This is a genomic window from Polaribacter sp. HaHaR_3_91 (genome assembly GCF_019278525.1).
GTDB lineage: Bacteria > Bacteroidota > Bacteroidia > Flavobacteriales > Flavobacteriaceae > Polaribacter.
Genome location: NZ_CP058986.1, coordinates 734980 through 748240, shown reverse-complemented (window position 1 = coordinate 748240; position 13261 = coordinate 734980). Strand labels below are relative to the sequence as shown.

12 protein-coding genes, 3 tRNA genes and 1 pseudogene are annotated in these 13261 nt (G+C 29.8%); 6 read left to right on the top strand and 10 right to left on the bottom strand.

Translation table 11 applies throughout. The features are described from left to right. Positions 1–154: 154 nt before the first annotated feature. Both H0I27_RS03060 and H0I27_RS03055 read right to left on the bottom strand, forming a co-directional pair. Positions 155–1408, bottom strand: a complete 1254-nt coding sequence (locus H0I27_RS03060; protein ID WP_218732451.1) for an aspartate kinase — start codon at positions 1406–1408, stop codon at positions 155–157. Between the two features lies 1 nt (position 1409). Continuing rightward, entirely contained in the window at positions 1410–1889 is a 480-nt protein-coding gene (locus tag H0I27_RS03055; RefSeq protein WP_218732450.1) for a GNAT family N-acetyltransferase, read from the bottom strand. A 176-nt stretch (positions 1890–2065) separates the two neighbouring features. Here H0I27_RS03055 and fbp point away from each other — a divergent pair, with 176 nt between their 5' ends. After that, positions 2066–3076 carry a class 1 fructose-bisphosphatase gene (gene fbp / locus H0I27_RS03050; protein ID WP_218732449.1) on the top strand — a complete coding sequence of 337 codons (1011 nt, stop codon included), beginning with the start codon at positions 2066–2068 and terminating at the stop codon, positions 3074–3076. Between the two features lie 113 nt (positions 3077–3189). After that, positions 3190–3798, top strand: a complete 609-nt coding sequence (locus H0I27_RS03045) for a superoxide dismutase (protein ID WP_218732448.1) — start codon at positions 3190–3192, stop codon at positions 3796–3798. Positions 3799–3905: 107 nt separating this feature from the next. Here H0I27_RS03045 and H0I27_RS03040 read toward each other — a convergent pair whose 3' ends face one another. Next, complete coding sequence (locus H0I27_RS03040) at positions 3906–5435, bottom strand: sulfatase (RefSeq protein ID WP_218732447.1); 1530 nt, start codon at positions 5433–5435, stop codon at positions 3906–3908. 240 nt (positions 5436–5675) lie between these two features. On the opposite strand from H0I27_RS03040, the gene H0I27_RS03035 reads away from it, so the two are divergent. From H0I27_RS03035 to H0I27_RS03025, 3 genes are all read left to right on the top strand, one after another. After that, positions 5676–5747 (top strand) — tRNA-Gly (locus H0I27_RS03035). 15 nt (positions 5748–5762) lie between these two features. Next, a tRNA-Leu gene (locus H0I27_RS03030) sits at positions 5763–5848 on the top strand. Between the two features lie 349 nt (positions 5849–6197). Continuing rightward, positions 6198–6283 (top strand) — tRNA-Leu (locus H0I27_RS03025). 240 nt (positions 6284–6523) lie between these two features. Here H0I27_RS03025 and H0I27_RS03020 read toward each other — a convergent pair. The 7 genes and pseudogenes from H0I27_RS03020 to H0I27_RS02990 all read right to left on the bottom strand — a co-directional run bounded on the left by H0I27_RS03020 (position 6524) and on the right by H0I27_RS02990 (position 12698). Continuing rightward, positions 6524–7381, bottom strand: a complete 858-nt coding sequence (locus H0I27_RS03020) for a pseudouridine synthase (protein ID WP_218732446.1) — start codon at positions 7379–7381, stop codon at positions 6524–6526. A 36-nt stretch (positions 7382–7417) separates the two neighbouring features. Continuing rightward, a complete protein-coding gene (locus H0I27_RS03015) occupies positions 7418–8335 on the bottom strand; it encodes a geranylgeranylglycerol-phosphate geranylgeranyltransferase (protein WP_218732445.1) in 918 nt (305 codons plus the stop codon). Positions 8336–8339: 4 nt separating this feature from the next. Continuing rightward, positions 8340–9266, bottom strand: coding sequence for a mevalonate kinase (locus H0I27_RS03010; RefSeq protein WP_218732444.1), 927 nt, complete (start codon positions 9264–9266; stop codon positions 8340–8342). Between the two features lie 54 nt (positions 9267–9320). Further along, positions 9321–9716 carry a toxin-antitoxin system YwqK family antitoxin gene (locus tag H0I27_RS03005; RefSeq protein ID WP_218732443.1) on the bottom strand — a complete coding sequence of 132 codons (396 nt, stop codon included), beginning with the start codon at positions 9714–9716 and terminating at the stop codon, positions 9321–9323. 25 nt (positions 9717–9741) lie between these two features. Further along, positions 9742–10821: a diphosphomevalonate/mevalonate 3,5-bisphosphate decarboxylase family protein gene (locus tag H0I27_RS03000; RefSeq protein WP_218732442.1), complete on the bottom strand. Its 1080-nt coding sequence runs from the start codon at positions 10819–10821 to the stop codon at positions 9742–9744. A gap of 28 nt (positions 10822–10849) precedes the next feature. Beyond that, positions 10850–11571: pseudogene (locus tag H0I27_RS02995) on the bottom strand (LytR/AlgR family response regulator transcription factor). An 83-nt stretch (positions 11572–11654) separates the two neighbouring features. Further along, positions 11655–12698 (bottom strand): sensor histidine kinase, encoded by a 1044-nt coding sequence (locus H0I27_RS02990; protein ID WP_218732441.1) that lies wholly within the window; start codon positions 12696–12698, stop codon positions 11655–11657. A 207-nt stretch (positions 12699–12905) separates the two neighbouring features. Between H0I27_RS02990 and H0I27_RS02985 the strand changes: the two genes are divergently transcribed. Next, the gene (locus H0I27_RS02985; protein WP_218732440.1) at positions 12906–13244 is read left to right on the top strand and encodes a MotA/TolQ/ExbB proton channel family protein; all 339 of its coding nucleotides are present in this window, start codon (positions 12906–12908) and stop codon (positions 13242–13244) included. Positions 13245–13261: the final 17 nt, after the last annotated feature.

Below are 13261 nucleotides of genomic sequence, written 5' to 3'. Positions count from 1 at the left end.
ACTTACTAAAAATAAATATTGAATTACTATTTAGTTACTAAAACAGAATAAAGACACCAGTTTTACATGCATCAAAGATTTACTAGCTATTAAAACTTAAAGCTTTTACTTCCATGAAAACGTGTAAAATTAGTGCCTTTTTTATATTGTGAAGTTATTTTGTTACTAAAACAATTTGAATTGTTTCTTTATTTACTTGTGTTAATAAAGGAGTTCCCTTAGCTTCTATACTTGCTACAGCCTTATCATCAAAATGACGTACAGTAAACAAGTCTACACCTTTCTGAACATCAATTTTAAACTGCGTTTTTAACTCATTATAAAATTCATCGAACTTGTTAAATTTATTATCAATACAAACAGAAAAGCTAATGGCAGAATTCTGAATTAAGTTTACTTTTAATTGATAATCATGTAATTTTTGAAAGATATAACTGATATTATTTTCTACCATAAAAGAAAAATCTAATGCAGAAATAGAAACCAAAATCTGATCTTTTTTAACAATAAAACAAGGTATAAAAGGTTCTAACATTTTTCCTTTAGAAACTCTTGTACCTGTTTCCTTTGGATTTACAAAAGAACGCACCAATAACGGAATATCTTTTCTTTCTAGGGGCTGTAATGTTTTTGGGTGAATTACAGAAGCTCCGTAAAATGCCATTTCTATAGCTTCTTCATAAGAAATTTGCTCTAATAAAGTAGTATCTTCAAAGACTCTTGGGTCTGCATTTAAAACCCCAGGAACATCTTTCCAGATTGTAACATTCTCTGCATCTAAACAATACGCAAAAATACCTGCCGTATAATCCGAACCTTCTCTACCTAAAGTAGTGGTGTTTTCTGTATCATTTGCTGCAATAAAACCTTGAGTAATATTTAATTTAGAAGCATCTAATTTTTTATTAATTAGTTCTTGCGTTAAATTCCAATCTACTTTTGCATCTCTATAATTACTATCTGTTTTTATGTAATTTCTAACATCGAACCAGTTATTTTCTACACCAATTTTAGTTAAATATGCACTTACTATTTTTGTTGATAAAAGCTCTCCAAAACAGATAATTTGATCATATACATAATTATATCTCTGCGAAGTATTTCTAGCTAAAAACCAGCTTAATTCTCCTAAAAGGATATCAATTTCTTTATAAATTTCATCATCCTTATCAAACAAATCATTCATTAAATTTTTATGGAAGTCTTCTATAATACCTAAATTTTCAGACAACTTATCTGTCTTATTATAATATGCGTCTATAACCTCTTCAAAAGCATTGGTTATTTTACCCATTGCAGAAATTACAACTACTGTACTTTCCGTTCCTTCGCTTTGTAAAATCTGTGTTACATTTTTTACACTTGCTGCATCTTTTACAGACGCTCCTCCAAATTTAAAAATCTTCATTTTAATTATTTTGAATAAATTTTGATAAGTTTTCTTTGTCCATTTGTACTACAGACCAATCGTTTAAATACGTGGCACCTGTACTTTTATAAAATTCTACTGCATTGGTATTCCAATCTATTACTTCCCACGCAACTCTCTTAAAATTATTGTCATGAGCATATTTTAAAACAGCTGTATACAAAGCTTTTCCTGCGCCTATTTTCTGTTTACTTTGGGTTACTATTAAGTCTTCTAAATGAATAGTTCTTCCTTTCCATGTAGAATAACGTTCGTAAAACAAAGCAATACCAATAATTTTATTTTCTTGCTCTGCTACAAAAACTTTAAACTTAGGATTCTTAGAAAAACCATCTTTTATTAAATCATCTACTGTTACTTCTACAGCATCTGGTTCTTTCTCAAAAACTGCTAATTCTGTGATTAAATTCAGCACAGATTGCATGTCTTTTTCTTCTCCTAATCTTACAGTAAAGTCCATCTTTTTATAAATTTTAATCAAAGATAGTTATTTACATATCTACCAAAAATATTTGAAGATTTTAGACAATTATTTTTGAATTGTTTAAATTTCTAAAGGAAAATTAAATAACTAAAACGTTGTAGTAACTTTAAAAAATATAGATATTTGTTAAAATTAACAACATAACACGCAAAATGACAGGAAAAAAACAAACTTTAGGTGAATTTATTATTGAACATCAACATGCTTTTAAATATAGTTCTGGAGAACTTTCTAGTCTTTTAAATTCTATAAGATTAGCAGCAAAAGTGGTAAATCACGAAGTTAACAAAGCTGGTTTGGTAGATATTATTGGTGCAGCTGGAGACACAAATATTCAAGGTGAAGATCAACAAAAATTAGACGTGTATGCTAATGATAAGTTTATACAGACTTTAACAAGAAGGAATATTGTTTGTGGTATTGCTAGTGAAGAAGAAGATAGTTTTATTTCTATTAATAGTAACGATGAGAATCATCAAAATAAATATGTTGTTTTAATTGATCCTTTAGATGGTTCTTCTAATATTGATGTAAATGTCTCGGTAGGAACGATCTTCTCTATTTATAGACGTATTACTCCTACAGGTACTCCTGTAGAATTAAAAGATTTTTTACAAAAAGGAAGTGCACAAGTTGCTGCTGGTTATGTAGTGTACGGAACTTCTACGATGATTGTTTACACCACTGGAGATGGTGTTAATGGCTTTACATTAAACCCTGCAATTGGTTCTTTTTACTTATCTCACCCAAATATGGAGTTCCCAGAAGACGGAACAATGTATTCTGTAAACGAAGGAAATTATTTAGACTTTCCTTTAGGTGTAAAAAAATATATTAAATACTGCCAGGAAGAAGAAGGAAACAGACCTTATACCAGTAGATATATTGGTTCTTTGGTTTCTGACTTTCATAGAAACATGATAAAAGGAGGTATTTATATGTATCCAAAAGGTTCTAGAAACCCAAACGGAAAACTACGTTTACTCTATGAATGTAACCCAATGGCTTTTATTGCAGAACAAGCTAACGGAAAATCTTCTGATGGTTATACAAGGACTATGGATGTGGAGCCTACTGAGCTACACCAAAGAGTTCCTTTTATTTGTGGAAGTAAAAATATGGTAAATCAGTTAGAGGAATTTATGCAAATACACGGAGAATAAATCTTATTTATACTGTAATCAATTATCAAAACATAAAATACTTGTAAAACCATCCATTTATGGTTAATTTTACAAGCGTAAATAGTATACTAACTTTTAAAAAACATAAAAAAATGGCTTTTCAATTACCGGAATTAGGATACGCTTATGATGCGTTAGAACCAAATATTGATGCAAGAACTATGGAGATTCACCATAGTAAACATCACCAAGGATATACAAATAACTTAAACAATGCAATTGCAGATACGGACTTAGAAGGAAAATCTATTGAAGATATTCTTGCTAATTTAGATATGAGCAATGGAGCTGTTAGAAATAATGGTGGTGGTTTTTACAATCATTCATTATTCTGGTCAGTTTTAAACCCAAATGATAGAGGATATTTATCTGGTGAATTAAAAGATGCTATTGAAGCTGCTTTTGGTACTAAAGATGATTTTATTGCCGCTTTTTCTAAAGCAGCAGCTACTCAGTTTGGTTCTGGTTGGGCGTGGTTATGTGTTTTACCAGGAGGTAAAGTAGAAGTTTGTTCTACACCAAACCAAGACAATCCATTAATGCCAGGTGTAACTTGTGGCGGAACTCCAATCTTAGGATTAGACGTTTGGGAACATGCTTACTACTTAAACTACCAAAACAGAAGACCAGATTATATCAATGCATTTTTTGATGTAATTAACTGGAACGAAGTTGAAAAACGTTACGCAGCAGCAAAATAAGTAACACAGTTGCTTTTAGATATCGCACTCATAAAGTGAATTAACTTAAGAGTAAGATTACTAATTTTCATAAAAAAAGCATCCTAAATTTAGGATGCTTTTTTATTTTACTTACTGTTGCTCTTTTTTAAATATTCTTTATAAGCTTTACTATATTTTTTATAACCAACCTCAACACCTTCTTTCATTTGCTGATGTACTTTTGGATGTTCTTTTTCAAACCATTTAACAAAAGCTAAACCTGGAACAGGAGCCGGATTATAAACAATATTATCCGGAGTCATAGCTTTCTCAAATTCTAATGTTTTTACACGTAGCTTTTCTAATATCTCTTTGTATTTTTTATTAGAAGCTAAGTTATTTAACTGATGTGGATCTTCTTTTAAATTATACAACTCCTCTTTAGGTTTTGTTGCTTCAAAAAATGGTTTTTGAGCGTCATTTAATTTACCTTCTTTATACAGTTTTCTCATCACATGTACAGCAGGTCTGTAAAACTCTAAATAAGCTTGTTGTGCATCATAAGGAATCTCTGGTTTCTCATTTTTAATATAAGACCAATCTTCAGAAATTACAGCTTTAGACTTTTCTTCAATTTCGTCCCATAAATCTCTTGTACCATAAACAAATTCCCTCTCAAAGTCTTTCTTAAAAATTGGTTTTCCGGTCATATAATCAGGAACTTCAATCCCTGCAAAATCTACAATTGTAGCAGTAATATCTGTTGATGAAACCACATCTTTTCTAACTTGACCACCTTTAAAATGCTTCGGATAATACAGTATAAAAGGAATTCTTAACCCAGTATCTTGTAAATACCCCTTTCCTCGGATATTACAACGACCATTATCTCCAATAAAGATTACAATTGTGTTGTTCGCCATTCCCTTGTCTTCTAATTCATTAAAAATCATTCCAACTTCATTATCCATATATTCGATTTGGTCTAAATACTTAGCCCAATCCAATCGTATCGCAGGATCATCTGCCATATATGGAGGTAACGTTACTGTCTTAGCATCTACAGGATGTTTAGACTTCTCTCTAACGTCATCCCACCAATCTCCCCTATGTGTAACATCTAATTGTATCTGAGCAAAAAAAGGTTGATCTTCTTTTGTAAACGTATCATATTTATCAAACAAACCAAACTCCGTTTTTCCATCCCATTTCCCAATAGGCTTACTTTTAAAATTAACATCTGTCTTCCTTCCTTTTTTCATCACTCCATGATGACCTAATATTGTAGTATAACCTACATCTCTTAACAATTTTGTAAACGGTTTATATATAGAATCTAGAGGTACCTTTCTATTACTTCTATGATGCTGTGAGTTTGTTTTAACTTGATGTGTACCAATCATCATTGCAGATCTACTTGGCGAACATATTGGATTGGTTACAAAAGCATTATCAAAACGAATACCTTCTGATGCCATTTTATTTAAATATGGCGTTTTTACGTTTGGCATTCCATAGATTTCCAAATCGGTACTCATATCTTCTGCCATTAACCAAATAATATTAGGTTGCTGACTCTTAACATCATTTATAACCACTTTTTCTGATGTTTTTTTACAAGATGATATTGCAAGAAGCACTAAAAAAGTAAAAGCTACATATTTTATTAATTTCATATTTAAACACATTAATTGTTATCACGTAAATCTACGCATAATTTATAAAAGCTAAATTACTGAACCCCTACATCATGTAATTACAGTATCAAGAACCAATTAATCATGTAAAAATCGCTATCAATAAAAAAGTGAAAAAAAATAAATAAAAAACTTGTCAGAATAATAAAAGATATTATATTTGCACCGCTCTTAGGAATAAGGGTAATTAAAAAGAAAAGTTCTTTTAAAATTATGACTGCGAAAGTAGCTCAGGGGTAGAGCATCACCTTGCCAAGGTGGGGGTCGCGGGTTCAAATCCCGTCTTTCGCTCTATTCAATTACCATGCTGAAGTGGTGGAATTGGTAGACACGCTGGACTTAAAATCCAGTGGTCAGTAATGGCCGTGCGGGTTCAAGTCCCGCCTTCAGTACAATAACCGTTGTTAATCTTTTAGATTTTCAACGGTTTTTTGCTTTTACAAACTTAGGCACTCGCCTACTCCTCACTTTTTATTAAATTTATTTAATTTCATACTTAAACAATCATCAATAATAACAGCTCTATATCAAATAAAAAAAACATTAAACAATAGACTATTAACACTTTATGTAAAAATATAAAAATAATTAATTATTTCTCCATTTAAACATTGCGTACTACTAATAAAGATAATATATTTGCACTCCTTAGAAATAAGGACAACTATAAAAAAGTTCATTAAAAATAAAAAAGTAAAATTTGATTTAATTACCATCTTTACTTTATAAATAAAATACCATGCTGAAGTGGTGGAATTGGTAGACACGCTGGACTTAAAATCCAGTGGTCAGTAATGGCCGTGCGGGTTCAAGTCCCGCCTTCAGTACAATAACCGTTGTTAATCTTTTAGATTTTCAACGGTTTTTTTGCTTTTATAAACTTTCCGCCCAACTCACAGCTAATTACACCCTTTGATTATTATACCTGAATATTGTTTCGTAAAAGTATATATTGTAAACAAACACCTTATGAACCTAAACTGAATTAAAGCACTCAGATCAACTATCTATAAACATAAGATTATATGTAAAAAAAAATCCAGCTAAAAGCTGGATTCTTAATTATTCTATTTCATTATCTGAAGATTAGTAACCTCTAAATTAGTTAACTCTCTCCACCTACCTCTCGGTAAGTTTTTCTTAGTTAATTCAGCAAAAACAACTCTATCTAGCTTGCTTACTTTATAACCAACATGTTCAAATATCTTACGAACAATTCTATTTCTACCAGAATGGATTTCGATACCAATTTCAGATTTCGGTTGACCATCTACATAAGAAACAGCATCGATAAACACTTTTCTACCTTCAATAATAACCTCCCCTCGTAATTTCTCTAAATCTCTTAACTCTAATTTTCTATCTAGAGATGCATGATATAGTTTACGAACATTATGTTTTGGGTGTGTTAATTTCTTTGCTAAATCACCATCATTTGTAAACAGCAACAAACCAGTTGTGTTTCTATCTAACCTACCTACAGGGTAAATTCTTTCTTTAGATGCATTTGCAATCAATTCCATTACTGTTTTTCTACCTCTATCATCATCCATTGTGGTAATGTAGTTCTTAGGCTTATTCAGTAAAATATATCTTTTTTGTTCTGGTGTAATAGAAGTTCCATCAAAACGAACAATATCGTCTGGCTGAACTTTATATCCCATTTCTGTCACCAACTTTCCATTTACCTCTACACTACCGTGCTCTATATACATATCTGCTTCTCTACGAGAACATACTCCAGAATTTGCAATATATTTGTTTAAACGGATCCCTGAGGCGTCATTACTTGCCTTTGGAGTTTCTTTAATTTTGGTAAAAGTTTTCTTTGGAGTTTTTCTAGCTACAGGTTTGCTTTTTCTACTTAAAGGAGTACTTTTTTTACCTTCTTGTCGTCCTCTCGACGAGTTTTTATTTGAATTCATTACTTAAAAATTTTTGCAAAAATACGCAAAAAAACCTTAATTCAATCGGTCTATTACTTTTTCTACAATTAGTTCAGGCTTTATAAAAATTAAAGAGAAAACTCCTATTAAAAGCAACACTTTCAAAACGTTATGCATTAATCTATAATGTTTCGTTTCGGAAGAATTCCATAAATAAAAGCCTAAAAAAACAAGAACAAATAAAGCAAAGTAAAAATAATATCTCATGTAGCTTAAAGCTGGATAACTAAACAAAACTACAATAGGAAACAACGTTAAAAACAATAAGAATATTGATAATTTCTTTGTTCTTACCTCTCCATAAAAAACAGGAAAAGTATCGTAATCATTCACAATTGCTCCCTTCATACTCTGCAAATCTTTCAACAACTCTCTAACCATTATTACTAGAAACAAGAAAATTGCATGAACAAAAATGATTTTAGAAAAGTTCTGAAAATACACAAATACAGCAAAAAAAGGCAAAATGGTAAGTATAGTAGCAGAAACTAAACCTGTAAAAGGATACTTCTTAAGCTTGTGAGAGTAAAACCAAATAGCAAATATATAAATAGCAAAAAACAAAGCTGCTCTAACAGATATTAGGTAACCAAAAATAAAACCTAAAAAATTTAAAGTAAAATAAAGCTTTAACTTCGTAGACTGTTTTACATAATTATCTAAGCCCGTTTTTAATGGTCTATTTATGCGATCTACCTTTGCATCATAAAAATTATTAATAATATAACCAGACGCCACCACACATATACTTGCTAAAACAATGTATAACAAGTCTGCATCAAAAACAATTGTTCTGAGAGATTTTGTAGGCGAAAAAACAAAAATAGCCGCTAAGTATTGCGCTAAAACTAAAACAAGAATATTATACCCCCTGATTACAGAAACTAAGCTTAAAAGTTTAAAAATAATTCTTTTGACTTTAAAACTAGGCATATATTTAGAATCTATAAACCAACTCTAACTTATAATCTTTAAGACTTTTTTGAGCTTTTTCATAATCTTCAGTAAAACCTAAAATATAACCACCACCACCAGAACCACAAAGTTTCAGGTAATAATCATTTGTTTTAATTCCATTTTCCCAAACTTTATGAAAAGCATCAGGAATCATCGGTTTAAAGTTCTTTAAAACTATCTTGGATAATGATTTTACATTTCCAAATAAAGATTTCACGTTTCCTCCTAAGAAATCCTCGATACAAGCGTCTGTAGTAGTTGCAAATTCTTCGCTGATCATTTTTCTAAAACCTTCGTTTTTCATCTTATTCATAAAGATGTTAACCATAGGCTCCGTTTCTCCTATTTGCTCAGAATCTAACAAGAAAACAGCACCTTTTCCTTGTTTTTGAGAAGGAATACCCGCTGGCTCTACATTGTCTTTAGAGTTGATTAAAATTGGCAAACTTAAGTAACTATTTAAAGGATCTAAACCAGAACTTTTACCATGAAAAAAAGATTCCATTAAAGAAAAAACTCCTTTTAATCTTAACAATTTTTCTCTTGTTAAATTTTCTAAAACTGTTATTTTATTATCCGCATATTTATCATAAATAGACGCCACTAAAGCGCCAGAACTACCAACTCCATAACCTTGTGGAATTGAAGAATCGAAATACATTCCGTTTTCAATATCTGTTTTAAGACTAGATAAATTAAACGAAACTAACTCTGTTTCTAGAGAAGATAAATATTTATAAAAACGTTCTAAATTTTGGTTGGAAACTTTAGGTTTTCCAGATAAATCTGATGAAGTTTTTAAAGCTCCTCTGTATGCGTTAAACGGAATTGCCAAACCTTTAGAATCTTTTATAATTCCGTATTCTCCGAAGAGAAGGATTTTAGCATAAAATAATGGTCCTTTCATTTTTCTTTTTTATAGTACTGCAAAAATACAACATATTAAGTTAAGAGATAATTATTAAAAATTCTTGTAAAAAGTTTTCCAAACGCCAACTTTTTCTCCTTTTGTATATTTCCCTTTTTCTTTATTTTTTCCATTCTTATAATACGTTTTCCAAACACCTTCTTCTAACCCATTTGCATAAATTCCAGATGTTCTTAACTCGCCTGTTTCATAAAACTCAGAAAAAACGCCATCATACTTCCCTTCAGAATAGCCTATTTTTCTAAAAATATTACCGCTTTTGTAGTAATACTTTACTTCGTTACCATCAGTAGGAACTACTTTGTAATAATATGATTTAACTTTATTTGTTTCCTTTAAGTCTGCATCTAACCACGTAGTTTTTTGAGCAGAAATGGTTATTGTTAAAAAGAAAATTAAAATTGATAGTAACTTTATAAAAGCTTTCATTTAAATTATTTTTAATTCAGACATTCTATTTCTTATTAGCTCCAAACCCCACAGAGTCATAAATATACTGATTTTTTTGGCAGTATTTAGAAAGTTCTTTATCTATAAATTGATTCACTTTTTCTTTTTCTACCTCAGGATACAACACATGCACATTTGCACCAGCATCTAAGGTAAAACAGATATTGCTATCATTTTCGGTTCTATATTCCCAAATTTTATTGATAATTTCTAAGGTATTTGGTTTCATCAAAATAAAATACGGATTGCTTGTCATCATCATTGCATGCAACGTTAATGCTTCACTTTCTACCAAACTGACGAATGCTTTTATATCTCCGTTTTGTAAAATTTCTGATATCTTACTCAAGTTATCATTTGCTTGTGTAAAACGACTTTCTGCATACGGATGCTCATGCATTAAATTATGACCAACTGTACTAGAAACTTGTTTTTCGCCTTTGTCTACTAACAAAATAGCATCTTGATAATTATGAAAAACAGTATGTAATTTGTATGGAAATTGTACGCCATACAAATCTGAACTTCCTTCTATTTCTGGGTGATTTCCCCAAACAACCATTGGCCCTTCTATACTTCTACTGGCACTTCCAGATCCTAAACGTGCTAAAAAAGAAGCTTTTTTATTAATTTCTTCTACTGATAAATCAGGATTTAATTCAGCCTCTAAACTCATTAAACACATAGCAATGGCACTTAATCCGCTTGCAGATGATGCGATTCCGCTAGAGTGTGGAAAAGAATTTTCCGAATTAATTATCATTTTATAATCAAAAATATAAGGACAATATTCTTGTATTCTTGTGAAAAATTCTGCAATTTTTGGTTTGAATGCATCTTTTTGTTTTCCTTCGAAAAACAAATCGAAATCTACTATTTCCGACTTTACTTTTTTCTCAAAATCAATCGTAGTAATTGTATGACAATTGTTTAATGTAAAACTAATAGAAGCGTTTTTTGGTATTTGCGGATTGCTCTTTCCCCAATATTTTACCAACGCAATATTACTTGGTGTTTGCCAAGTAAAGCTTGCTTTTTCTACCGAATTGTTATTTGATTTCGAAATAAATTGTGCTGTATCCAAACGTCTTGATTTTGCACCAAAGATAAAACTATTTCAAAGAATTTTCAGTTAACTTTTTAAGTACATTTTCTTTGTACGTTCTACTTATAGGAATTGCATTTTTTTCAATTTCAATAAATTCATTCGTATAAGAATCTGTCTTATTTAAATTGATAATATAAGACCTATGAATTCTTAAAAATTGTTGAGAAGGCAATTCATTTCCAAATTACTAATCGTTTCTCTAGTTACTAAAACGGTGTCTTTTGTATGAATTTTGATATAATCAGATAAACTCTCAACATATAGAATATCATCAAAATTAATCTTTACCATTTTACGTTCTGAACGCACAAAAATATAATCGCTTTTAACAGAGGGTTCTTCAACATCAACCTGACTCACAATAACAGTTTGCGTTTCAAAAAACTTATTAACGGCTTGTAAAAAACGATCAAAAGCTATAGGTTTTAACAAATAATCTACGGCTTGCAAATCGAAACCATCAACAGCATATTCTCTGTAAGCTGTTGTAAAAATAATTTTAGACTTCTTGTTTATTGATTTTGCCAAAGACAAACCAGAAATGTCTGGCATATTAATATCTAAAAAGGATAAATCTATATTATTAGAATTTGCTATTTCGAAAGCTTCCATGGCATTTTTGCAACTTTTTACCAAATTTAAATTCGGAATTTTAGCCACAAAAGTTTCTAAAATATTTCTAGCAACTGGCTCGTCATCAACAATAACACAATTAATGGTATTCATTTTTCAGCAATTTGTTTTCATATTGTAAGTACCTTGAGATTTCTCGTCATTCGTACCTCTTTCTGTCGAAATGACAATTTTAATTAAAACTCAATTTTTAAATGTACTTTAAAAGTATCATTATTTTCAATTATTTCTAATTGATATTTGCCTGGATACAACATTTCTAAACGTTTTCTAATGTTCGGAAGTCCAATTCCAGTATTCGTTTCTTCTTTTCTTTTGGATGAATTTTCAATCTCAAAAAACAAACAATTATTTGCTGTTTTTAGACGAATATCAACATTTAAAACTCCGTCAATAATTACACCATGCTTAAAACTATTTTCTACAAAAGGAATTAATAACATTGGCGGAATTTGAAGAGGATCGTTCAGTTTATCTTTACTGAAATTCACTTTTAAAGTATCATGAAAACGCATTTTCTCTAATGAAACATAATCTTCCAAATGATGTATCTCTTCTACTAACGGCACTTTTGGCTTTTCTACTTGATATAGAATATAATCTAATAAATTAGATAATTTTAAAATCATTTCTGGTGCTTCATCCGCTTTAGCGATTGCAAAACCATAAATTGTGTTTAAAGAGTTAAATAAAAAATGTGGATGAATTTGCATTTTTAAGAACTTTAACTCTTGTTCTTTTAACTCTAACTTAGTTTGTAAAAATTTATTTTCTAAAGTCTTTTTTTCATCTAAAGACTTATAATTACTTTTTAATATTTTTAATCCGCTTGCCAAAATCACAATAAAAAAAATACAAACCAAAATTACAGCAGGATTTGTAGTTAATGCTGGCATTTTTTTAAATTCTAAATTAAAATAAAACACAAACCCCACTACTTCTATCATTAAAATAGTTGTAGCGACAAAAACACCTGAATAAATAGTATAAAGAACAAATTTCTTATATTGTTTTTTTAATAAATATTTAGGAATTAAATCATATACAAAAACATACGCAATAATTAATGTTACAATACTTAAAAGAGAAGAAAACCAAAATAAAAAAGCTTTGTTTGATGAACCTACACTAAAAAAACTTTTGAAGAAAAACCAAACAATCATCCAACATAAAAAATGTATTGGTATTTTTTTTAAGACTAATATCAGTTCTTTTTGCATATGTTACAAAATAAAAATAAAGATTTAATTTTTAGGATAATTAGCGACGGATTACTTATTTTAATCTCTAAAAAACAAATTTGACACTTTTTATACTAAAACTACCTGTTTTTTGTAGAAACCAAGTAAAAAGGATTCATTCATCTCAAATATATTTTAAGAACAAACATTACCAATATTTTTGAAACGAATTTAAAAACTTATATTATGACTTACATAACCGAAGGAGGTACTCAATTTATGATCCCTTTATTAATTCTATTCTTTTTAACACTTTTTTTAATTGCAAAAAGTTTTAAAGTAAATTCAGATAAAAACAGAGAACTTATTAAATCTGTAAGTTTATTTGCGCTTGTTTTTGGTTTTTTTGGTCTTTTTCTCGGATTATACCAAATGTTTACTGTGATTGCAATAGCAAACAGTGTATCTCACGGTGTTTTAGCTGTGGGGTTAAAATGTGCAATTACAGCAACTTTATTTGGTTTTATCATTTTTCTTATTGGTAGATTAGGTGTAATTGCACTTACGTGGATTAAAAAAGAATAAGTAAAAAATTACTTGAT

Excerpts from the sequence above, each read along its gene's own strand:
- fbp (WP_218732449.1), top strand. The coding sequence starts at position 2,066 with ATGACAGGAAAAAAACAAACTTTAGGTGAATTTATTATTGAACATCAA.
- H0I27_RS03015 (WP_218732445.1), bottom strand. The coding sequence starts at position 8,335 with ATGCCTAGTTTTAAAGTCAAAAGAATTATTTTTAAACTTTTAAGCTTA.
- H0I27_RS03040 (WP_218732447.1), bottom strand. The coding sequence starts at position 5,435 with ATGAAATTAATAAAATATGTAGCTTTTACTTTTTTAGTGCTTCTTGCA.
- H0I27_RS03045 (WP_218732448.1), top strand. The coding sequence starts at position 3,190 with ATGGCTTTTCAATTACCGGAATTAGGATACGCTTATGATGCGTTAGAA.
- H0I27_RS02990 (WP_218732441.1), bottom strand. The coding sequence starts at position 12,698 with ATGCAAAAAGAACTGATATTAGTCTTAAAAAAAATACCAATACATTTT.
- H0I27_RS03010 (WP_218732444.1), bottom strand. The coding sequence starts at position 9,266 with ATGAAAGGACCATTATTTTATGCTAAAATCCTTCTCTTCGGAGAATAC.
- H0I27_RS03005 (WP_218732443.1), bottom strand. The coding sequence starts at position 9,716 with ATGAAAGCTTTTATAAAGTTACTATCAATTTTAATTTTCTTTTTAACA.
- H0I27_RS02985 (WP_218732440.1), top strand. The coding sequence starts at position 12,906 with ATGACTTACATAACCGAAGGAGGTACTCAATTTATGATCCCTTTATTA.
- H0I27_RS03020 (WP_218732446.1), bottom strand. The coding sequence starts at position 7,381 with ATGAATTCAAATAAAAACTCGTCGAGAGGACGACAAGAAGGTAAAAAA.
- H0I27_RS03055 (WP_218732450.1), bottom strand. The coding sequence starts at position 1,889 with ATGGACTTTACTGTAAGATTAGGAGAAGAAAAAGACATGCAATCTGTG.
- H0I27_RS03060 (WP_218732451.1), bottom strand. The coding sequence starts at position 1,408 with ATGAAGATTTTTAAATTTGGAGGAGCGTCTGTAAAAGATGCAGCAAGT.